The 18964-nt window shown below is 63.0% G+C and carries 25 protein-coding genes and 1 tRNA gene; 12 read left to right on the top strand and 14 right to left on the bottom strand.

Translation table 11 applies throughout. The features are described from left to right. Positions 1 to 192: 192 nt before the first annotated feature. Positions 193 to 540 carry a CGCGG family putative rSAM-modified RiPP protein gene (locus tag NGM15_RS03545; RefSeq protein ID WP_253435325.1) on the bottom strand — a complete coding sequence of 116 codons (348 nt, stop codon included), beginning with the start codon at positions 538 to 540 and terminating at the stop codon, positions 193 to 195. Positions 541 to 607: 67 nt separating this feature from the next. Next, a complete protein-coding gene (locus tag NGM15_RS03540; RefSeq protein WP_253435322.1) occupies positions 608 to 841 on the bottom strand; it encodes a DUF2249 domain-containing protein in 234 nt (77 codons plus the stop codon). 166 nt (positions 842 to 1007) lie between these two features. Between NGM15_RS03540 and NGM15_RS03535 the strand changes: the two genes are divergently transcribed. Further along, positions 1008 to 1658: a helix-turn-helix domain-containing protein gene (locus NGM15_RS03535; protein WP_253435318.1), complete on the top strand. Its 651-nt coding sequence runs from the start codon at positions 1008 to 1010 to the stop codon at positions 1656 to 1658. Here the strand turns inward: NGM15_RS03535 and NGM15_RS03530 are convergent. Then, positions 1655 to 2059, bottom strand: coding sequence for a MoaD/ThiS family protein (locus NGM15_RS03530; RefSeq protein WP_253435315.1), 405 nt, complete (start codon positions 2057 to 2059; stop codon positions 1655 to 1657). The two genes, NGM15_RS03535 and NGM15_RS03530, sit on opposite strands and share 4 nt — an antisense overlap. A gap of 73 nt (positions 2060 to 2132) precedes the next feature. After that, a complete protein-coding gene (locus NGM15_RS03525) occupies positions 2133 to 3365 on the bottom strand; it encodes a hypothetical protein (RefSeq protein WP_253435313.1) in 1233 nt (410 codons plus the stop codon). 96 nt (positions 3366 to 3461) lie between these two features. Here NGM15_RS03525 and NGM15_RS03520 point away from each other — a divergent pair, with 96 nt between their 5' ends. Next, positions 3462 to 3707 carry a hypothetical protein gene (locus NGM15_RS03520; protein WP_253435311.1) on the top strand — a complete coding sequence of 82 codons (246 nt, stop codon included), beginning with the start codon at positions 3462 to 3464 and terminating at the stop codon, positions 3705 to 3707. Positions 3708 to 3734: 27 nt separating this feature from the next. Here the strand turns inward: NGM15_RS03520 and NGM15_RS03515 are convergent, their stop codons facing one another. From NGM15_RS03515 to NGM15_RS03490, 6 genes are all read right to left on the bottom strand, one after another. Further along, positions 3735 to 4445, bottom strand: a complete 711-nt coding sequence (locus NGM15_RS03515) for a hypothetical protein (RefSeq protein WP_253435309.1) — start codon at positions 4443 to 4445, stop codon at positions 3735 to 3737. A 63-nt stretch (positions 4446 to 4508) separates the two neighbouring features. Further along, the gene (locus NGM15_RS03510; RefSeq protein WP_253435307.1) at positions 4509 to 6227 is read right to left on the bottom strand and encodes a cytochrome c oxidase subunit I; all 1719 of its coding nucleotides are present in this window, start codon (positions 6225 to 6227) and stop codon (positions 4509 to 4511) included. Continuing rightward, positions 6228 to 6773 carry a cupredoxin domain-containing protein gene (locus tag NGM15_RS03505; RefSeq protein WP_253435306.1) on the bottom strand — a complete coding sequence of 182 codons (546 nt, stop codon included), beginning with the start codon at positions 6771 to 6773 and terminating at the stop codon, positions 6228 to 6230. It lies immediately after the preceding gene. Between the two features lie 3 nt (positions 6774 to 6776). Continuing rightward, positions 6777 to 6923: a hypothetical protein gene (locus tag NGM15_RS03500; RefSeq protein ID WP_253435304.1), complete on the bottom strand. Its 147-nt coding sequence runs from the start codon at positions 6921 to 6923 to the stop codon at positions 6777 to 6779. Positions 6924 to 7377: 454 nt separating this feature from the next. Further along, positions 7378 to 7452, bottom strand: a tRNA-Val gene (locus NGM15_RS03495). A gap of 56 nt (positions 7453 to 7508) precedes the next feature. Continuing rightward, positions 7509 to 8048 (bottom strand): cob(I)yrinic acid a,c-diamide adenosyltransferase, encoded by a 540-nt coding sequence (locus tag NGM15_RS03490; protein WP_253435302.1) that lies wholly within the window; start codon positions 8046 to 8048, stop codon positions 7509 to 7511. 278 nt (positions 8049 to 8326) lie between these two features. On the opposite strand from NGM15_RS03490, the gene NGM15_RS03485 reads away from it, so the two are divergent. Then, entirely contained in the window at positions 8327 to 8488 is a 162-nt protein-coding gene (locus tag NGM15_RS03485; RefSeq protein WP_253435300.1) for a DUF7838 family putative zinc beta-ribbon protein, read from the top strand. A gap of 437 nt (positions 8489 to 8925) precedes the next feature. Here the strand turns inward: NGM15_RS03485 and NGM15_RS03480 are convergent, their stop codons facing one another. Further along, a complete protein-coding gene (locus NGM15_RS03480) occupies positions 8926 to 9330 on the bottom strand; it encodes a hypothetical protein (protein ID WP_253435299.1) in 405 nt (134 codons plus the stop codon). 244 nt (positions 9331 to 9574) lie between these two features. Here NGM15_RS03480 and NGM15_RS03475 point away from each other — a divergent pair, with 244 nt between their 5' ends. Both NGM15_RS03475 and NGM15_RS03470 read left to right on the top strand, forming a co-directional pair. After that, positions 9575 to 10873 (top strand): O-acetylhomoserine aminocarboxypropyltransferase/cysteine synthase family protein, encoded by a 1299-nt coding sequence (locus NGM15_RS03475; RefSeq protein WP_253435297.1) that lies wholly within the window; start codon positions 9575 to 9577, stop codon positions 10871 to 10873. Positions 10874 to 10935: 62 nt separating this feature from the next. Then, positions 10936 to 11514 carry an NADPH-dependent FMN reductase gene (locus NGM15_RS03470; protein WP_253435296.1) on the top strand — a complete coding sequence of 193 codons (579 nt, stop codon included), beginning with the start codon at positions 10936 to 10938 and terminating at the stop codon, positions 11512 to 11514. A 20-nt stretch (positions 11515 to 11534) separates the two neighbouring features. Here the strand turns inward: NGM15_RS03470 and NGM15_RS03465 are convergent, their stop codons facing one another. Further along, positions 11535 to 12182 (bottom strand): hypothetical protein, encoded by a 648-nt coding sequence (locus NGM15_RS03465; RefSeq protein ID WP_253435294.1) that lies wholly within the window; start codon positions 12180 to 12182, stop codon positions 11535 to 11537. 120 nt (positions 12183 to 12302) lie between these two features. On the opposite strand from NGM15_RS03465, the gene NGM15_RS03460 reads away from it, so the two are divergent. The 4 genes from NGM15_RS03460 to NGM15_RS03445 all read left to right on the top strand — a co-directional run bounded on the left by NGM15_RS03460 (position 12303) and on the right by NGM15_RS03445 (position 15805). Then, positions 12303 to 12887, top strand: a complete 585-nt coding sequence (locus NGM15_RS03460) for a thymidine kinase (RefSeq protein WP_425494493.1) — start codon at positions 12303 to 12305, stop codon at positions 12885 to 12887. Between the two features lie 63 nt (positions 12888 to 12950). Next, a complete protein-coding gene (locus tag NGM15_RS03455; protein ID WP_253435291.1) occupies positions 12951 to 13550 on the top strand; it encodes a YIP1 family protein in 600 nt (199 codons plus the stop codon). 179 nt (positions 13551 to 13729) lie between these two features. Then, positions 13730 to 14296, top strand: a complete 567-nt coding sequence (locus tag NGM15_RS03450; RefSeq protein ID WP_253435289.1) for a hypothetical protein — start codon at positions 13730 to 13732, stop codon at positions 14294 to 14296. Between the two features lie 417 nt (positions 14297 to 14713). Next, positions 14714 to 15805 carry a DNA-methyltransferase gene (locus NGM15_RS03445; protein ID WP_253435287.1) on the top strand — a complete coding sequence of 364 codons (1092 nt, stop codon included), beginning with the start codon at positions 14714 to 14716 and terminating at the stop codon, positions 15803 to 15805. A gap of 112 nt (positions 15806 to 15917) precedes the next feature. Here the strand turns inward: NGM15_RS03445 and NGM15_RS03440 are convergent, their stop codons facing one another. Further along, positions 15918 to 16877: an HhH-GPD family protein gene (locus NGM15_RS03440; RefSeq protein WP_253435285.1), complete on the bottom strand. Its 960-nt coding sequence runs from the start codon at positions 16875 to 16877 to the stop codon at positions 15918 to 15920. A gap of 96 nt (positions 16878 to 16973) precedes the next feature. Between NGM15_RS03440 and NGM15_RS03435 the strand changes: the two genes are divergently transcribed. From NGM15_RS03435 to NGM15_RS03425, 3 genes are all read left to right on the top strand, one after another. After that, a complete protein-coding gene (locus tag NGM15_RS03435; RefSeq protein ID WP_253435284.1) occupies positions 16974 to 17297 on the top strand; it encodes a ribbon-helix-helix protein in 324 nt (107 codons plus the stop codon). A 57-nt stretch (positions 17298 to 17354) separates the two neighbouring features. After that, positions 17355 to 17564, top strand: a complete 210-nt coding sequence (locus NGM15_RS03430) for a winged helix-turn-helix domain-containing protein (RefSeq protein ID WP_253435282.1) — start codon at positions 17355 to 17357, stop codon at positions 17562 to 17564. A gap of 75 nt (positions 17565 to 17639) precedes the next feature. Continuing rightward, positions 17640 to 18362, top strand: coding sequence for a DUF7351 domain-containing protein (locus NGM15_RS03425; protein ID WP_253435280.1), 723 nt, complete (start codon positions 17640 to 17642; stop codon positions 18360 to 18362). Positions 18363 to 18572: 210 nt separating this feature from the next. On the opposite strand, the gene NGM15_RS03420 is transcribed toward NGM15_RS03425, so the two are convergent. After that, a complete protein-coding gene (locus NGM15_RS03420; RefSeq protein ID WP_253435278.1) occupies positions 18573 to 18887 on the bottom strand; it encodes a DUF7344 domain-containing protein in 315 nt (104 codons plus the stop codon). Positions 18888 to 18964: the final 77 nt, after the last annotated feature.

Below are 18964 nucleotides of genomic sequence, written 5' to 3'. Positions count from 1 at the left end.
CAATTGTAGTGCGGCCTCGTCGAGGGTTTCGGTCACAGTTCAAATGCAGATTACAGTCATTTTTCTGGGAACACGATGAAGTTCTCTACTTTCGTACAAATATATGAGACCCGTAGCAAGCGCATATTTCACATCGAACCACGCCAGCAGAAGGAGATTCGAACGGATTCCGTCGATTCTCGAGGCGCGGCGCTACCGGACGTGGACGCGCGTCACGTGTCCGCCGCATCCACACTGCTCGACGTACTCCCAGTCGACATCGCCGTCGAGACGTGTCTCGAGCGTCTCGTACAGGTACGACTCGGGGTGGCCGTGAGCGCCGTGAGTCACGAGGTTGACGTGGTGGCCCGAGGTCGTGTGTTCGACCGCCTCGAGGGCCTGTCGCCGGACCAGATCAGCGTCCTCCCCGTGGGCGGGTTTCTCGAGGTTTGCCGACCAGGAGTTGTCGTGGACGCGGTCGGTGATCGGTTCGGCGTCGTGATCGTGATCTGCCCCGGGACCGTCCTGGTGACCGTGATCGTTACCGCTTGCTGTGGTCATACCAGTGGCTAGTGGCTCGAGCGTGAAGTCACCGCTCCCGAATATATTCGCACGCCTCGACCCGGACTCAGGCGTGTTCGATCCGGACTTTCCACTCGTCCGCGGCAACCTCGGTCGTCTCGTGGGTAAAGCCCTTTCCCTCGAGGATGCCGTAGAGTGGGGCCGGTTCGAAGCTATTGATCAGCAAGAGCGTCTCGCCATCCTCGAGCGCTTCAAGTTCACCCATGATATCGCTGAACGGTTCGCCGTCGATTTGGCGGGCGTCGAGAACACGGTCTGCGTCGGTATCGTCGCTCGTCATCGGTTCACTGTACGAAAACCACTGTGGTAGGGGTTTCGGCGATCATATTCCCCTCGTTACCGTTCAGCAACCGAGCTCGGCACTGGTCCGCAACCGACCTCGTCGCCGTTCTGAAACCGAATATGTTCGTCACTAGTTACTGGACGCGTCCCCACTCACTCGAAGTATGCCACGCGCAACGCTCCAGATTGCGATCCCCGAGGCGATGTGGATCGCTCGCCTCTCACGGACCAATCTGCTCGAGGAGGTTCGCATCCTCTCGGCGATCCCGAGCGGCGCCCGCGGGACCGCTGTCGTCGAACTCACGGCACCCGATCCGTCGTCGACGATCGACGCGATTCGCGACGTCGAAACCGTCGCCGACATCGATGTGCTTCAACTCGAGGACGACCGAGCACTGCTCCAGCTCGAGACGCAACTTCCGGTGTTGCTCAACGCCGCCCGCGAATCGGGCGTGCCGGTCGGCATGCCGTTCACGATTCGAGACGGGACGGCGACCTGGGAGATCACGACCTCCCACGACCGGCTCTCGGAACTGGGGCGACAACTCGAGACCTTCGGCGTCGAGTTCGCCGTCGACTCGATTACGCCAGATATCGACACGTCGCAACTGCTGACCGAGCAGCAGTTTCGTGTGATGGAGACGGCACTCGAAGCGGGATACTACGACACGCCTCGCACCTGCACGCAGTACGAACTCGCCGAAACCGTCGGCGTGGCTCGCTCGACGTGCAGCGAGGTCCTTCACCGGGCCGAAGAACGGATCGTCAAGGCGTTCATGGACGTGACTGTCGACCCAGACCCGATCGAGGCCTAACAGCAGAACATAAACGGATTCATCAACGCGACGCGGTCGCCCTCCTCGAGTCGTGTCTGAAATCCCTCGTTGTGTTCGTTGAATCGGCCGTTCACCAGAATACGCGCGTACGCTCGCGTCTGCTCGCCTTCGGGATTCTTCCGCCAGGTACCGGGCAGTTCGGCGGGTGCTGGAGCCCACCCCCTGGCCGTCGACTCGGCCTCCGTCTCAGCGATGAGGAGGTCGGCGACGTCGTACTCCGCGAAGAACGCCTCGAGAAACTCCGCGAGCGTCGTCCCTTCGAAGGTAAACGGGAAACGATGTCGACCCACGGCGGTTCGAACGTGGCCCGTACAGGTGACCTCCACCGTCGTCGATTGCGTCGCGTCCGCGTGATCCTCGGTAGTCGTTCGTGTCGCCATACCGTTCGATACGTCTTTCAAAGGCAAACGTCCGGCTCCGAATATGTTCGTGACGAACGAGGCCGCCCGTCGGTCACTTCCCTCGTCGCTCGAGGAACACCGCGAACACGACAAATGCGTATACAATCGAGCCAGCGAGAACGACGATTCGACCACCTTCCTGGAGCGGTGAAATCGAAAGGAGCAGGCCGCTGACTTCGACGAAGAGGCCTCCGGTGAGCAGCGCAATCGAGAGACCGGCGGTCCGATCGTCGACGAGAGAGCTCGAAGCGACAGCCGGCGGGTAAAACTGGTAGGTCACGCCAACGACGGACAACCCGAGTAGTCCGACGAGCGCCAGCCGGTAGTGCGCGTCGAAAGGGTTACCAGGGACGCCGAACCAGTCAGTGGCGAAACTCAAACCGAGGATAGCCACGCCGGCCCCGCTGAGGACGCCGAGCGTGACAGCATAAAACCCCACCCGACGACGGTCGCTCCGGGAGAACATGTCGACGTAGGCGAGCGAGAACCCGACAAGGGCGGTCGCCTCGAGTACCGCGCCGAGGAGAAAGAGCGACCCACCGAGAAAGTCGCTCGCCAGGAGGGCCGGGCCAAGCGCGCCAGCTGGCAAGACGAGCGCGACGAGCCACTTCCGAGGCGAGACGACCAGAAATCGCGGGAGGAGCCGAAACCCGACGGCGAATAGCAACAGGGCGGCCCCGCCTGCTGCGAGGAGGTGTGACACCGGCGGGCCGCCCGCGACGAGGGACTGGTCGAACTCGACCCACTCCAGGACGGGAATCGTCGCTCCCGCCAGGACGTAGAGAGCGACGACGGGAACGAACGCGTTCGCGTAGCGGTCGACCCATTGCCGGTCGGCGTTCGCGTCTCCGGTTCCGGTTTCGCGCCCCGAGAGATTGTCCTGGACCGTCCATCCGATCGTGCCGACGAAGACCAGACACCCCGCGAGCCAGAGGGAGGCCCCGATCCCGGTCAGCGTCTCACCTGTCGCCGGGGACAGTGGACTGACGCCGAGGTCGATACCGCCGCTCGAAGCCGCACCGAGGGCGAGACAGCCCGTGCCGACGGCAGCCAGGGGCAGGTGGACGGCGGGTGCCCTCGGGAACGCGAGCGTTCGATCGAAGTAAGACGGCAGCAGGCTGTACCCCTTGCCGAAGACGACGTGGAAGACGAAGCCGTACAATCCGAGCACAACCCCGACACGACGGCCCACGCCAGCGACGGTTGCGAGCTGCCAGCTCACGAACCACACGATGCCGACCGCGACGAATCTACGCGCCCACCGGGCTTTGATCGCCGTGCTCATTGGTTCCCCTCACGAGATGGACGGTATAGAACCTTGACACCAGGCCGAACACGTTCGCCGAAATGGTTTGGACCGTCGTTCCGCATTCTCGTCGGTATGGCGTCGACAGAGGAGGGTCGATCGATTCCGGAGGCGGACTGTTCGTCCGAGGAATGGTGGGCGTACGTCGAAGCGGTGGAACTCGAGCAGGTTGAGACCGCCCACCGGACGCTCGAGCAGTGCGGGACGCTGACCGCGGCACAGCGGCGCGTCATCGAGGAACTGGCGGCGACCCTGGTCACTGGGCTCGCTCCTGCCGCCGGTTCGATTCGCCGTGGAGCGCCGTTCACGAGCGACGAATGAGCGTGCATCGCGAATTCGAAGTGGCGATCACTCGCCGTCTGCTGGAACCGTCCGTTTGTACCGCCGTAGCGTGTCGCCGTCCTCGTTGCGAAGTTCGACGGTGAACTGCTTCTGACCGACGACCGTCTCGAGATCGGACCGCCGGATCTCGAAATCGTACGGCGATTCCTCGACGGTTTTGATGCGTTTCTGGCCTGAAGTGACGACCACGTGGTCGATCCCCGAAGGATCCGACAGCGAGCACTCGACGAGTTCGTCGACGACGGTGCACTCGAGATCGGGGTCGACGTCCGGACTTCCCGTTCCGTCGTCGACGAGCGTCCCGAAGTCGAGCAGCATAGGGGATACCGGGGCCATCCCGAGGACGAGAACGATCGTCAGGAATATCGAAAGGTTGAGCATCGATCCTTTGCGAGCGATCGTCCGCGTCAGGGGGTGATTCGACGTACGGCGAAGGCGGATCACCCACGGGAGCAAGACGAAGTGGGTCAATGGTCCCCAGACGATGAGCGCGAACCCGTAGGCCATGACGAAATACAGGAACGACCAGGAGGGGCGGTACGAGAGCAACAGATTCGCGGACGACCAGCAGAAGAAGCCAAAAAACAGCAGGCCGACGCTCTTCAGCACCCGCCAGATAGGGGTGTTGGCGTAGTAAACGCTCAGGACGTCGTTCCAGGTCCGTCTGAACAGACCGCTGGCGAGCGAGAACACGGATGAAGACGTACTGTCGGTCATTGTTGGATGTCGTGAAGTTGTGGATGCGTGGGTGGAGGACGAAGCCGGTGGGTGGGAAACCGACTATATGCCGATTTTCCAGAGTTGGCTAAGCAGGTACCAGTTGAGGAGGTACGTGATTACGAACGCCGTCAGGAAGACGAGACACAGGACAAACGTCCCGCGCATCTCGTAGTGGTGGACGGACTCGCCGCCGTCGGCTGCGAGGCCACCGTCGGGCGTGATGTCGTCATTGTCGCCGGGTTCGATGCGCTTGCCGAACAGGACAGAGCCGACGGCGAGCACCAGAAACAGGACGCCCCCGGCAATCGCCAGCAGGGCGAACACGCCGAAGACGCTGAATAGCGGTCCCGCCGCGCTCAGGCTGAACTCGGTCCCGGGGATGTTCTCGACGACCTCGGTTGTCCGACGGGGGACGCCGTAGAGGATCCCGACGTACATCAGCATCAGCGTCGCGATCGCCATCGCGCCCGAGTAGAGGTACGGCTGGATCGAGGCCAATTTCGGCGAGATGAACTGGCGCATGAACAGCGTCCGGATGGCGAAGTACGTCAGCCCCATGAAGGCGACCGTCGTGCCGAGTACGACGGTTGCGTGGAAGTGACCGACCGTGGCAAGCGTATTGTGCCAGGTCATGTTGAGCTGAAGCTGCCCCATGATGACGCCGGTGATCCCCCCGAGGAAGCCGAACAGGATAATCGAGAAGATCGTCGCCGAGAACATCGGATTGAGCCATGGCGCGCCAGTGAGCCAGCCGAACAGCCCGCCCCCCAGGCCGCGCCTGCGTCGTCCGGCCTCGATACCCGCGGGAATCGCGAAGGCGTGAATCAGGCTGGCGAACGTCGCCCCGTAGAACGCGTAGGAAGTGTTGAAGATGCGCCACCCGGTCGAGACCGCGGGATCGGACAGCAGGTGGTGAGCAGCCCCCAGGTTGATGAAGAACAGGTACAGGATGAACGCCGTCCGCGAGACTTTCTCGCTGACGACCTCGGCTCCCCCGACGACGTGGGTTAAAAAGTACCAGACGGCGATCATCGCCACGAGGTTGATCTGCTGGGTCCCGTGGCCGGCGATCCAGTACAGCTGACGGTAGATCGCGGCGTCGACCGAGGCGATAATCTCCATTCGCCAGAGGAACGCGTAGCTGAACGCGGCAAGACCCCCGAGGATCGCTTCGACGGCGATGACCGCGGTGGTGAACGCCGCGAACGTCACGAGCGGGAGCGTCTGGCCCGCGTTCTCGCGCTTCTCGACCCAGAGCGTGGCGAAGAACGGGAGAGCCGCGATGGTCGCCCCCAGCAGGAAGACGATCACACCCGCGTAGAAGAGTGGCTCTGACGGATTGGGGACGTACGCCGTCAGCAACGGCGCTTCGTTCGGCGCGCTCGTCTTCCAGATGCCGTAGTTGACAGCCACCGCGCCGAGAACCATCGTCCCCCAGCCGACTTTGGCGAGGGTGGGGATCGACAGTCGACGACCCAGAACCATCGGACCGCCCACGTAGAGGACGGCGATTTCCATGAAGATCATCCAGAAAATCAGCAAGTTCCACGCGTGCATGCTCAGGTGGGTGTAGAAGTCGCCTGCCTCGAGCAAGCCGACCAACTCCCAGCGCGTCATCGCTACGGTGAAGGCGAAGATGCCGCCCACGAGCAGCGCGACGATCGCCGTCAACGCGAAGAGCTTGGTGGGGTTTTCGGCGGAGCGATGAATCCGCAGTCCCGTCACCGAGCACGTTCGAAATCCGTCGGGGCCGTACTCGTTGTCGAAGAGATCCAGCATCTATACCCCCTCCGTAACGACGATCGTTCCGTGCATCGTTCGGTGCCCCTGGCCGCAGAACTCGTTACAGATGATGTGGTAGGTTCCTGGCTCGTCGAACTCCATCGGTACGACCCACTCGTAGCCCGGCAACACCTGCAGGTTGATTTGCTTGCTCAGGTTCGCTTCGGGCCGCAGCGAAAAGCCGTGCTGGACGTCGTAGGAAGTCAGATGGATGTCGTACTCTGTCCCGGTTTCGAGGACAACTGGAGCGCCGTCCCACGTGAATCGCATGCCAGCCAGGTACACGTCCGTCCCATCGGGAACGAGACCGTCCTCGGTCTCTTCGGCCGCGTCTTCGTAGGTGGCCATCTTCTCGCGAAACTCCTCAGCCGATACCTCGTAGGTTTCGCCGGTCGGGTTCTGGTCGCCCGTTCGCGTCCAGACGGTCATCCAGCCGAACAGGATGATCGACCAGATTCCGCCGAGTCCGAGCCAAACCGTCTCCCGCCGGTTGATCTTTTGATCCCACCAGTTGCCCTCGGGCGGTTTGATTGGCGACGTCATGGTTCACCCCAGCGGAACCGAAAAGACGTCGATTGCCCCCCAGATCACGTACACGAACACGAAAAACGTGAACGCGAGGATGGCTAGCACCCATATTCGATCGTACACCCGCTGCATGAACGGTATCTCATCAGCTGACTGTGACGTCATTCGAATCTCCCTGTCGGTCATTTGGATAACGGTTCCATGGGCGTTCCCACGCACATGTTCGCAACCGTTCTCGGCCGCTGGGAGGCGATTCACATCCTTTCCGTGACCAGTGAGGGCTCGAGAGGCAACCGCCGCTGCGATGGTCGCGTCTCGAGAGGTAGGTAGCGAATCTATAGTAGTCGGTGGCACGATTTACCGATCGGCGCAGGCAGACGACCGGAACCAGTCGCTCCGGCCATACAGTCGCGACGAGAAGGTAATGACTTCAACGCCTGCTATAGTTGCCAGGGAGTGCAATTTCATCACTCGGTAAGGCGGATAGTAGGTTGGGGCAGATTTGAACTGCTGCAAGATGTGCCCGCTTCGCTGCGCGCGACTTGCGTAGTTCAAATCACCCGTCTCAATTTTCCCGACGCGAACTCGTCGCTCCGCTCCTCGTTTTTGCCTCGGAAAATGGGTTGGGGCAGATTTGAACTGCCGACTTCCTCCGTGTGAAGGAGGTATCATAACCGGACTAGATCACCAACCCTCAACCCACGGTATCCGCGGGCGAAACTTAAGCGTTCCTTTCACGACCGGTCCCGATCAGTACGTCGGCGTCTCCTCACCCTCGCCGTCGCGCTGATTGACCACTCGAGCCAGCGTAAACAACCCATCCGACAGCCGATTCAGGTACTGCACCGCGTTTTCGTTGACGGCATCTGGATCGGCGTCCGCCAGCGCCACCGCTCGTCGTTCGGCGCGTCGACAGACCGCTCGAGCGTGGTGTAACTGGGCTCCCGACTCTCCACCGGAGGGGAGGATGAACGAGCGAAGTGGCTCGAGGTCCTCGTCGTGGTCGTCAATCCACGTTTCGACCCGCTCGACGTGCTTCGCGGTGATTATCGGGTCGTCGTCTCCGGGATCAGGATTCGCGAAATCAGCCTGGACGACGTGGAGGTGGTTCTGGACCGTTCGCAATTGCTCGTCGACGTCCGCGTGTCCCGTCGGTCGGATCGTCCCCAGGAGCGCGTTGAGTTCGTCGACCGTTCCATAGGCTTCGATCCGCGGATCTGTCTTCGATACGCGCGTCATGTCCCGCAGGTCGGTGCCGCCGTCGTCGCCGCGTCCGGTGTAGATTGGCATCGTACCCGTGCAAACGACCGGGTGTATCTTAATTTCCTCGCCGAACGCTGCCTCGAAGTGCGGATCGGCCGCTCTTCGGGCGTATCCGAGTGGTCACCGAGTCCCCCCCCCCCTTCGGTACCGATGAAATCGACCGGTTCCTTCGAATTCGATGGAGTGGCAGAAACTCGGGCCCAATTTGATTCCATATACCACTATGTCGTTCATATCTGTGTGAGAAGCGAATCAGACACCAGTGAACCAGTACGTTAAACTCGTTCGACGCGCAATCGACGCACATGACGATGGAACTCGAGGCCGAGTGTCCCGACTGCGGTGAACAGACGTTCTACCGGGCGGCGAGTACGACCGTGCATCTCGGAAAGAAGGTGAAGTGGCACTGCCCGAACTGCTCGTACGGGTTCGTTCAGATCAACGGCATCGACTCGAGCGCGGTGTAACCGGCGTACGAAAGTAATTTTCGCGAACGGTACTCGACATCTCACTTTTAGTGCGATTTCGGCACTGAATCGGGTACACTGAACGAGCGCGAGACACCTTGCCACTCTGGGCGGCGAACGATCCAACGACGCTGGGAGTGTGGCTTGCGACCGCCGAAATGCTCGACTAGCTGTAGCGGAAATGCGTTTGAACCGCCAGCTACAGAAACTGCCAGCGCGCGTTCGACTACGAACGCGGCGTTTTTTGGGCTAATCGGGTAATCTAACTCTCTGATTCGAGAACCGACCACGAAAACGATCGAGGGACGACTGGGCCCAGTTCCAACCCTGAATCTGCATTCCCCGACGAACGGATCCGAAAACGGGAAACGTCTGCACGCGTCAGTTCGAAATCCGTACCGATAAACCGCACTTCGCGATATATATCGCCGCCAGGGTTACCGATCGACGGTCGTTCCCCACTGGCTCCAGGCGAAGACGAGTACGAGTATGAGACCGAGGATCAGAAACAGGGACCAGTGGACGAACGGCGAGTTCCCGAGCCATCCAGGAAGCGTAATGAGACCGGTCGCCTGCATCGCTCCGAACGCGATCAGGCTGATCCCGACGATCGAAATGAGGCCGATAGCGATCGTCTCCTTGATCATCCAGTAGCTCTCTCGAGCCTCCTGCTCGCTATCGGTGACCGGTTCGTCGATCGCGTCCGCGTCGGGTTCGTTCCCCAGGAGTCGGGCGTCCTCGTTGATCTCCTCCTGGTCCGTGCCAGGGGTGTCCGACCCAGAGCGAGGGGTGTCCGACCCAGAGCCAGGGGTGTCCGTCCCGGAGTTATCGGTGTCGCTCACGGTGGACTAGTTGCTTCCGAAACCGGTAGCCATTGTACTTGCACTTACAAGCGCCCGAGACCCCACAGTCCACTGAGCAGACGTGTACGTGCCTGAGTCGCTTAGAACCTTAGAGCGGTCGTCCCGTCAGTGCAGGCCACTCCTGCGAATGGTGACCCCTCCGTTTCCGACAGCCCCGTCGTCGAAGACGGCAATACTAGCCACACTGCGCAGGATAAAGCCTCGAGCCTCGCTGTATCATCATATGAGCGACGACCGAGACCGTTCGTTCGCCACGAATTCCGTCCACGCCGGACAGGAGCCAGATCCCGCGACGGGTGCACGAGCCCCGCCGCTGTACCAGACGACATCGTACGTCTTCGACGACGCTGACGACGCCGCCTCGCAGTTCGCCCTCGAGGAGCCGGGATACATCTACTCGCGGTTGATGAATCCGACCCTCGAGACGCTCCAGGAGCGACTGGCCGCCCTGGAGGGCGGGGTCGGAGCCGCGGTGACGAGTTCGGGGATGGCCGCGTTCGACCTCACGACGTTCCTCCTCGCCAGCGCGGGAGACAACATCGTGAGCGCATCCTCGCTGTACGGCGGTACCTACACCTACCTGACCCACTCCGTCGAGCGCCGCGGAATCACGACGCGATTCGTCGACACGCTCGACTACGACGCCTACGCGGAGGCGATCGACGAGGAGACCGCCTTCGTTCACCTCGAGACGATCGGCAATCCGGCCCTCGACACGCCCGACCTCGAGCGCATCGCGGAAATCGCCCACGACAACGGCGCGCCGCTGGTGGTCGACAACACGTTCGCGACCCCGGCGCTCTGTCGCCCGCTCGAACACGGCGCCGACATCGTCTGGAACTCGACGACGAAGTGGCTCCACGGGTCGGGGACGACCGTCGGTGGCGTCGTCGTCGACGGTGGATCGTTCCCGTGGGCTGACTATCCCGAGAAATACCCCGAACTCGCGGCGGACAACCCGGCCTACCACGGCGTCAACTTCGCGGAGACCTTCGGCGAGGCGGCGTTCACCTACGCGGCCATCGCTCGCGGCCTGCGCGACCTGGGCAACCAGCAGTCGCCCTTCGACGCCTGGCAGACGATTCAGGGCCTCGAAACCCTTCCGCTCCGGATGGAACGCCACTGCGAGAACGCACTGGCCGTCGCGGAATTCCTCGAGGATCACGAGGCCGTCTCCTGGGTGAATTACCCGGGCCTCGAGTCACACGCAACCCACGAGAACGCGAACCGATACCTCGAGGACGGCTACGGCGGCATGATCACCTTCGGACTCGAAGCGGGCTACGACGCCGCCAGAGAGACTGTCGAGTCGACCGAGCTGGCGAGCCTGCTCGCCAACGTCGGCGACGCGAAGACGTTGATCATCCACCCGGCGAGTACGACCCACCAGCAACTGAGCGCCGAGGAGAAGGAGGCCTCGGGCGTCACCGACGACCTCGTCCGGCTCTCGGTCGGCATCGAGGACCCCGGCAACATCATCGCGGACCTCGAGTCGGCCATCGAAGCGGCGACCTCGAACTAGGCCGCTGGGTGGCCGTTCGAGACTGACGCACTTTTTTAGGACGACGCTGCGTCGTAGCTCGCATGAGTGACGTCCAGGTGCTGGCAATCTGTGGCAGCCTCCGCGAGGAGAGCTACACGCGAATCACCCTCGAACGAGCCCTCGAGGCGTCGGCCGACACGGGCGCGGAGACGGGGTTAGTCGACCTTCGAGACTACGACCTCCCCCTGTACGACGCCGACGTCGACCGCGAGGATGCAGGTGACGCAGCGACAATCGCCACGCGCGTTCGAGACGCGGACGCCGTGCTCCTCGGCTCGCCGATGTACCACGGCTCGTACTCCTCGCCGCTGAAGACCGCGCTGGATTACTGCGGATTCGACGAGTTCGAGGACAAGACCGTGGGGCTGGTGGGAGTCGCCGGCGGCTCATTTCCGGTGACGACGCTCGAGCACCTGCGATCCGTCTGTCGAGCGCTCAATGCGTGGGTGTTGCCCCATCAGGTCGCCGTGCCCCGCGCCCACAGTGTGATCCAGGACGGGGCGTTCGTGGACGATTCGCTCGAGGAACGCGTCGCGACCCTCGGCGTCCGTGCCGTGCAGTACGCGACGATCGAACCCGACCCGGGAACGTTCGAAGGCGATCAGAACGTCGGCGCCTGACCCACAGGAACTCGAGACGGTCAGGGCTCGAGCGCGAGCTGAAATCGCCGCTGGTGGGCGAGAAACGCGAACGCGCCGAAGACGAGAAAGCCCAGCTGGTAGGCCTCGATGCGGAAGACGACGGTGGTCGCCCCGAACGCGAGTGGCTCCGTGAGGACCGTCCAGTTCGTCAACCAGGTCGACGCGAGCAGGGTCGTTGCGCCGACCGCGATCAGCGTTCCCGAGAGCAGTGACGTGACTCGGCAGCGACGCGTTTCGGGGAGTTGGAACACACGACGCTCGAAGTGGAGTTGGATGGCCACGACGCCGGCCAGGAGGGGTCCGGCGACGAGGAGTCCCTCGGGGTTCCCGATTCGCTCGGCGACGAGCAGCCAGGCGGGCCAGGCGGCGACGAAGAGGAGCGCGACCCCGATCCGACGCGGCGTGAGTAAGGCGTACATCGGGGTCGTCGTCGCGCCGAACACGCCCGTTCGGAGTAATGCCCCGCAGAAGAGGATGCCCAGTGCGGCGAGTGCGGTCGATGGCGTTCGCGATTCGACGACGATCAGGGTAAACCAGAGCCCAACAGCCGCGGTGTCGAGCGTCGCGGCGCTGCCCGCCGCCGTGACGCCGACGAGTCGGCGACGGGTGTGGCGGCTGAAGCGTCCGGGCTGGCGGATGACGCTCATACCGGCGACATGGACCGGATCGGTTTCGTTATGGGATGCGTTCTGCGAACCGGCGTGGCCGAACGCCGGATGAACGGAATTGGAAACCGATTTAACCTCGGCTTTCCCCGCTTTCATCCGATGCACGCGATCACGAAGAGTGGGTGGATCGAAGTCGTCACGGGGAGTATGTTCTCCGGAAAGACCGAGGAGTTGCTTCGACGGCTCCGCCGGGCCGAGATCGCGGGTCAGGAGGTTGCGGTGTTCACCCCGGCGCTCGACGAACGCTACGGCGAGGACTACGTCGGCTCACACGACGGGCGACGCTGGGAAGCGACCGCCATCGATCCGGACAGCGACCTCGAGGCCGTCTTCGACGGCCTCAACGGCGAACAGGTCGTCGCCTTCGACGAAGCCAACTTCTTCACGGAGACGCTCGTCGACGTCTGCGAACGGCTGGCCGACGATGGCCGGCGCGTCATCGTCAGCGGGACCGACCAGACGTTTCGTGGCGAACCGTTTCATCCGCTTCCGCAACTGATCGCCTGCGCCGAGTACGTCGAGAAATTTCGGGCGATCTGCGCCCGCTGTGGCGAGCCCGCGACGCGAAATCAACGGCTCGTTAACGGCGAGCCAGCCCACATGGACGATCCGACGATCCTCGTCGGCGCGGACGAGTCCTACGAGGCTCGGTGTCGACACTGCCACACGCTCCGGCGAGACTGACCAACGAACCGAGATCAACGAGACCGACGAACCGAGACCAACGAGACTGACGAACCGAGACCGATGACCCAGTGGATCAAAGACCCCCACGGCGGACGCGATCGCGGCCCGAGAGGACTCGCTCGGGCGTGGGTCGAGGTACTGGTCCGCCCTCGGAACTTCTTCCAGGTAGGGGTCGCACCGGGAGACCAGGCGCCCGGCCTGCTCTTCGCGATGACAGTGGTGCTGATCGCCGCGACCTCCCACTATTTACTGGTTCCCGACAACTTCCCGTCGGTCCCCGTCTCGCCCGTCCTGGAGGGGCTGTTCTGGATCAGCCTGCTCGTGTTGTTCGTCGCTCCGTTCGGGTTACACGTCGTCTCGGCCATCCAGACGCTCGTGCTCCTGGTCGTCGTCGACGACCGCGCTGGCATCAGCCAGACCGTCCAGGTGATCGCGTACGCAACGGCCCCTTGTCTCGTCGCCGGGCTTCCCGCGCCCGCGATCAGGGTCGCGGCCTGTGCGTACGGGACCGTCCTCCTGTGGGTCGGCCTCCAGGTCGTCCACCGAACCTCGTTCGTTCGAGCCCTCGTCGCCGGCACGATTCCCGCAGCACTCGTCTTCGGGTACGGGTTCGGTGGGTTCGGAGCGCTCGAAGTCCTCGGTATCGCGATCCCGTTTTAAGGGGTCGTCTCGAGCGGGGGTTCCCGGTCGTCGAGGTGCCGGCTCGATCCCGCCGAGGGCATCCAGGACGCGTATTCGACATCCGTCGGTCCGGTAGGGGCGTCCTACCACTCCGTTGAGTGGCGGCCCAAATTGAAACATTGCACAGAACTATTTATCGGGATGTGGATGGTCGAACTATGTCCGATAAAGAGACGCCCCTCTCGGAACGTGTCGTCAAAGAAGCGATCGGTGTCGGCATGGACTCACCGATGCGAGACCCGATCCTCGAAGCAATCGAGGAAGCCGACGGAGGCAGTTCGTCGTCGAAGCGGATGGTTCCGGCGGCGGGACTCTTGCTCGGCGCCGGTGCAGCCATCGGCTACCTGCTCGGACGTTCGGAACTCCCCGATTCGGAGATGCGAGACGAGGTAAAAGACGAGCTTTCCGACATCGACCTCCCGGCTGCCGAGATGGAATCGGTGACTGAAACGGACGAGTCAGAATCCGCGGAGTCGTCCGAGGGCTCCCGTGGCTGGCTCTCGAAACTCGTGGTGCTCGGCGTGACCGTCGCCGCGGCACTGGCCTGGCGGCGTCGCCGGGCCGCGGAAGACGAGTGGGAGCCGATCGAGGAGTTCGAACCGGCCACTGACGCAGTGTCGATGGACGCCTCGGAGGAAGGCGAAGACGAGGAGGGCGAAGACGAAGAAGCGGCGGAAGCCGAAGACGAGGACGAAGCCGAAGCTGAAGCCGAAGACGAAGAGTAATCGAACCCAGCGACTGTCGTCGCTTTTTCGAGTCGTTTCTGCCTTCTCGAGTCGTTTCTGCCTTCTCGAGTCGTTTCTGCCTTCTCGAGTCGTTTCTGCCTTCTCGAGTCGTTTCTGCCTTCTCGAGTCGTTTCTGCCTTCTCGAGTCGTTTCTGAACTGTCAGTGCGTGATTTCGGAGTAGTAACTGTCCACAGACGGAGACTGGCTCGAGGAGGACGTGTGTCTCCACACCTCTCGCTATCGGCTGTGTCGGTTTCCTCGATTCTCGAGCCGGCCGGTACTCGGCCCTGGTACGATCACGGCCTCGAGTCAAATTTCGCCGTTCCACCTCGGCTGGGTCCGCCGGGCGAAAACCGCCCGATAGTGCCGACGACGGGTGAGAAGACCTAAGGGGGCAACGGAGACACAGACACACGATGGAGACGACCCACCGCGTTGTGACCGGCGACGCCCGCGAACTCGCTGCCATCGCGGACGAGTCGGTCGACCTCGTCGTGACGTCGCCGCCCTATCCGATGATCGAGATGTGGGACGACCTCTTTGCCGAACTCGATCCGGTCGTCGGCGACGCCCTCGAGCGAGGGGACGGTCGCGAGGCGTTCGAGGCGATGCACGCCCAACTCGATCGGGTCTGGAACGAACTCGAGCGCGTGCTCGTCGACGGCGGCATCGCCTGTATCAACGTCGGGGACGCGACCCGGACGCTCGACGACAGCTTCCGGGTCTACTCGAACCACGCCCGCGTGCTCGAGGCGTTCGAGGCCCGCGGGTTCGACCCCCTCCCCGATATCCTGTGGCGCAAGCCCGCCAACAGCGCCGCGAAGTTCATGGGAAGCGGGATGATACCCCCGAACGCCTACGTCACCCTCGAACACGAGTACATTCTCGTCTTTCGGAAGGGCGACTCCCGGCGATCGTTCCCGCCAGGAGACGACGACCGCTACGAGGCGGCCTACTTCTGGGAGGAGCGAAATCGCTGGTTCACGGACCTCTGGTCGGACGTGACCGGCGAACTGCAGACCCTCGACTCGCCGGACGACGATCTACGCGAGCGCTCGGCGGCGTTCCCCCTCGAAATTCCCTACCGGCTGTGCTGTATGTACTCGACCTACGGCGACACCGTCCTGGATCCCTTCTGGGGCACGGGGACGACGTCGCTGGCGGCGATGTGTGCCGGCCGTCACTCGATCGGCTACGAACTCGAGGCGGCGTTCGTCTCGGCGTTCGATGACCGCGTGCGGGAGGTCCAGGACCGCTCGCGGTCGATCGGTGAACGTCGCCTCGAGCGTCACCGGGCGTTCGTCGACCGAGAGCGCCAGCGGACGGCGGGGCCGAGTCTCGAGTACGAGGCCGACCACTACGACACGCCCGTCGTCACGCAGATGGAGTCGGGGATCCGTCTCTACGAGGTGGTCGACGTCCAGCTTTCTGATGGGGGCGATGCGGGTACCGGCGACGACGACGCCGATAACGTAGGGTATCGACTGACCCACGCGCCGCTCGAGTGACGAGAATCGACGAGTGGCTGATCCGTTCACACGCAAACCGACGGGTAGCCGACCGGCTGCACGCAGGTCATGTCGACCTGGTGCGATCACGTTCCAACTACGCGTGCTCCAACTACGCCCGCAGCCTGGCGACCGTCTCGCCCTCGCTCTCGTCTAGCTCGACGAGTCCGTCGTCGGCCAGATCCGAGAGTAATCCCCCGAGCCATTCGCGCCCGTGCTCGCCGTCGGGAGTGTAGTCGACGCGGATTCGCGGTCCCAGCGTGTCGAGAGGGAGTTCGTCGTACTCTCGGAGCGCTCGGACGATGCGCCCGCGGAACTGGCGACGGCTGCCCTCGAACGTGGACTGGGTCGGCACGTCGGGTGCCGAGAAGTCCCCCGTCGCGTAGGCGCTGCAGTGCTCGCGCCAGGGACAGCCGGCCTCGTCGCACCTGGGTCGCTGGGTGCAGGCGACCGCGCCAAGTTCCATGATCGCGTTGTTCCAGACGCGCGAGCGACCCTCGGGCATGAGCCGATTGGCTGCCGTCTCGAAAGCCGCGTCGTGGTCCGGCACGTCGAACGCCCGGTAGCAGACGCGCTTGACGTTTGTGTCGACGACGGCGTCGCCAGTGTTGAATGCGAAACTCGCGACTGCGTTTGCCGTGTACGGGCCGACGCCCATCAGTTCCTGGAGGCCGGTGGGCGTCTCCGGGAAGGCGCCGTCGAACTCGTCTTCGATCTGGGTCGCCGCCTCGTGGAGGTACTTCGCCCGGTTGTTGTAGCCGAGGCTGTGACTCGACCAGAAGCCGACGACGGCCGAGCGGTCGGCCGCGGCGAGTGCTTCCGTTGTCGGCCACCGCTCGAGGAACGCGTCCCAGGCGTCGACGACGCGATCCAGCTGGGTCTGCTGGCTCATCACCTCACTCACGAGAATCTCGTACGGATCGTCTGTCTCGCGCCAGGGGTACTCCCGGTGATCGGCCTCGTACCACGCGATTAGCCCCTCCTGGACGTGCTCGAGCGCGTCACCCGACGGGAGGGCCGTCGACTCGAGCGGCCCGTCTCCGGGGTCGGTCGATTCCGCGTCCTCGTTCATTGTCCTGGATTGTGAATCGACGACCTTACGGCTAGCGATTCCTGCGCTCGCAGCGAGCGCGAAAGGTCTATGAATCGTCCTCGAGTTGGGAATGCCATGAGCCTCGACGCGCTGACCGACGAGATCGAAGCGACCTACGCCGACCTGGGCGAGGAGTGCACCGTGGCCCTCGACCGCGAGACCCGGAACGAGTTGGCTCTGCTGGCGACCGCGCTCGAGCCAGAGTCGACCGACGAGCTCCTCCGTCGGGCGGTTCACATGCTCTTTCAGACGACAGTCGACACGGGCAAACTCGACTTTCAGCTTCGGTCGGGGTACGACGTGACCTACGACGAGTACCTCTCGGGGATGACCTACGACGAGATGACGGGCGCGAACGACTACCCGCAACTGGATGACGAACGGCGCTACCAGTTCTGACCGTCTGATCGCCCCGCCGTCGACAGGGTTTTGGCCGCTCGTGTCACAACGTGTGACATGGATACCGGATCCGTCGAGGACGGCCCAGCCCCCAGCGACGCGTTCCAGGCGCTCGGAAACGAGATCCGGATGCGAACCGTCCGGACGCTGCTCTCGGACGGCCCGTGCACGTTCTCGGAACTGTTCGAGGCGAGCGACACCGACACGTCGTCGGGGTTCGCCTACCACCTCCGACAGCTAACCGGCGAGTTCGTCCGACAACGCTAGGACGACCGGTACGAACTCACCTACGCCGGCCGCGAGGTCGGGCGAGCGATCCGGGCGGGCACCTACACCGACAGCGTGGACTGCGAGTCGATCGCCCTCCCCGAACCCTGCCCGTTCTGCGAGGAGACCGAACTGGTCGCGACCGTCACCGACAACGTCTCTCGAGTGGCGTGCCAGTCCTGTGGCGCACCGATTCTGGAACTGTCGTTCCCGCCGAGCGGGTATGTGACTCGTGAGGCGGATTCGATACCGACAGCCCTCGACTCCTACCACCGACACCGCATTCGGACGTTCACCGACCGCGTCTGCCCCGACTGCGGCGGGGAGACGACGGCGGACGTCGAACCAGTGATTCGGACGGCCGACGACGAGGCCGACGGTCCAGACCGCGTCCAACTGGCCTTCAAATGTGAGGCCTGCGGATCGGCCCTTCGCTGTCCGGTCACACTCGCGGTCCTCGAGCACCCCGCGGTCGTCTCGTTCTACCACGAACACAACCGCGACGTCCAGGAGCGCTCGCTCTGGAACGTCGGTCGCGAGTGGCGCGAACGCGTCGTCTCGAGCGATCCGTGGTGTCTCCTCGTGAGTACCAGACTCGAGGACGAGACGTTGATTCTCTACGTCGGTGGGGACGGGACTGTCGTGGATAGCCGCCGACGGCCGATTACCGACGACGACGCCAGGTCCGATTCCGGGTCCGACGCGGAGTCGAATGCGAACGAACCATCGACGACTGAGGACGACGAGACGCAACCCGCGCTCGAGACGGACTCGAGCGACGAGAGCGCGACTGTCTGATTGTCGTCCTCGACAGTACGTTCTTCGGCCATTGAACCCCTCGAAGAATGAGAGGTCTCTGTGATCGTGCTGAATACAGAGCGCGAATGTGTCATGGCCTAAAAACCGATTTGCCAGGAGGGAAGTGATTGGTGGTCGACGGTGCCATCCCTGAAGCCAGTGATCCGTTACTCAAGACGCCCACCGGAGATCGTGACTCCAGGTGTATGCCTACGACTGGCCCTTTCTGGGGCACGGAATGCTGACCTCGTCGGCCTGGTCGTTGAGCGATTCAAGAACTGGTTGAACGTCGTCAAATCTGCGCCCCTTCGTTACTCTGTTCGTCTCTGGGTCCCAGTTGATGAAACCGTAATCATTCAGCAGGGGGAGGTGCTTGTGGTGCAACGCGATTTCGAGATCTCTACGTACCTCCCCGTCATTGAGAATTGCCTCGGGGACCTGGACGCCATCTGCTGGCTGGTTGTTCAATTCGGCCAGGATTCGGCGACGCGGGCCAGCGGACAATGCCGTGAAGAGTCGGTCCATCGGATCTTTTTTCCGCCGTTACCACGAAAAGGGAGTCGCCAAAAAATTTTGGGTAAAGCCTCTTAGGAATCAAGAAA

This window comes from Natronosalvus halobius (genome assembly GCF_024138145.1).
GTDB lineage: Archaea > Halobacteriota > Halobacteria > Halobacteriales > Natrialbaceae > Natronosalvus > Natronosalvus halobius.
Note: the sequence above shows the minus strand (reverse complement) of the source record. Positions and strands in the feature narration are given on the sequence as shown.

Excerpts from the sequence above, each read along its gene's own strand:
- NGM15_RS03520 (WP_253435311.1), top strand. The coding sequence starts at position 3,462 with ATGGCGTCGACAGAGGAGGGTCGATCGATTCCGGAGGCGGACTGTTCG.
- NGM15_RS03545 (WP_253435325.1), bottom strand. The coding sequence starts at position 540 with ATGACCACAGCAAGCGGTAACGATCACGGTCACCAGGACGGTCCCGGG.
- NGM15_RS03420 (WP_253435278.1), bottom strand. The coding sequence starts at position 18,887 with ATGGACCGACTCTTCACGGCATTGTCCGCTGGCCCGCGTCGCCGAATC.
- NGM15_RS03540 (WP_253435322.1), bottom strand. The coding sequence starts at position 841 with ATGACGAGCGACGATACCGACGCAGACCGTGTTCTCGACGCCCGCCAA.
- NGM15_RS03455 (WP_253435291.1), top strand. The coding sequence starts at position 12,951 with ATGACCCAGTGGATCAAAGACCCCCACGGCGGACGCGATCGCGGCCCG.
- NGM15_RS03430 (WP_253435282.1), top strand. The coding sequence starts at position 17,355 with ATGGATACCGGATCCGTCGAGGACGGCCCAGCCCCCAGCGACGCGTTC.
- NGM15_RS03515 (WP_253435309.1), bottom strand. The coding sequence starts at position 4,445 with ATGACCGACAGTACGTCTTCATCCGTGTTCTCGCTCGCCAGCGGTCTG.
- NGM15_RS03435 (WP_253435284.1), top strand. The coding sequence starts at position 16,974 with ATGAGCCTCGACGCGCTGACCGACGAGATCGAAGCGACCTACGCCGAC.
- NGM15_RS03465 (WP_253435294.1), bottom strand. The coding sequence starts at position 12,182 with ATGAGCGTCATCCGCCAGCCCGGACGCTTCAGCCGCCACACCCGTCGC.
- NGM15_RS03490 (WP_253435302.1), bottom strand. The coding sequence starts at position 8,048 with ATGCCAATCTACACCGGACGCGGCGACGACGGCGGCACCGACCTGCGG.
- NGM15_RS03485 (WP_253435300.1), top strand. The coding sequence starts at position 8,327 with ATGACGATGGAACTCGAGGCCGAGTGTCCCGACTGCGGTGAACAGACG.
- NGM15_RS03450 (WP_253435289.1), top strand. The coding sequence starts at position 13,730 with ATGTCCGATAAAGAGACGCCCCTCTCGGAACGTGTCGTCAAAGAAGCG.
- NGM15_RS03475 (WP_253435297.1), top strand. The coding sequence starts at position 9,575 with ATGAGCGACGACCGAGACCGTTCGTTCGCCACGAATTCCGTCCACGCC.
- NGM15_RS03525 (WP_253435313.1), bottom strand. The coding sequence starts at position 3,365 with ATGAGCACGGCGATCAAAGCCCGGTGGGCGCGTAGATTCGTCGCGGTC.
- NGM15_RS03445 (WP_253435287.1), top strand. The coding sequence starts at position 14,714 with ATGGAGACGACCCACCGCGTTGTGACCGGCGACGCCCGCGAACTCGCT.
- NGM15_RS03440 (WP_253435285.1), bottom strand. The coding sequence starts at position 16,877 with ATGAACGAGGACGCGGAATCGACCGACCCCGGAGACGGGCCGCTCGAG.
- NGM15_RS03470 (WP_253435296.1), top strand. The coding sequence starts at position 10,936 with ATGAGTGACGTCCAGGTGCTGGCAATCTGTGGCAGCCTCCGCGAGGAG.
- NGM15_RS03500 (WP_253435304.1), bottom strand. The coding sequence starts at position 6,923 with ATGACGTCACAGTCAGCTGATGAGATACCGTTCATGCAGCGGGTGTAC.
- NGM15_RS03510 (WP_253435307.1), bottom strand. The coding sequence starts at position 6,227 with ATGCTGGATCTCTTCGACAACGAGTACGGCCCCGACGGATTTCGAACG.
- NGM15_RS03505 (WP_253435306.1), bottom strand. The coding sequence starts at position 6,773 with ATGACGTCGCCAATCAAACCGCCCGAGGGCAACTGGTGGGATCAAAAG.
- NGM15_RS03460 (WP_425494493.1), top strand. The coding sequence starts at position 12,303 with ATGCACGCGATCACGAAGAGTGGGTGGATCGAAGTCGTCACGGGGAGT.
- NGM15_RS03535 (WP_253435318.1), top strand. The coding sequence starts at position 1,008 with ATGCCACGCGCAACGCTCCAGATTGCGATCCCCGAGGCGATGTGGATC.
- NGM15_RS03530 (WP_253435315.1), bottom strand. The coding sequence starts at position 2,059 with ATGGCGACACGAACGACTACCGAGGATCACGCGGACGCGACGCAATCG.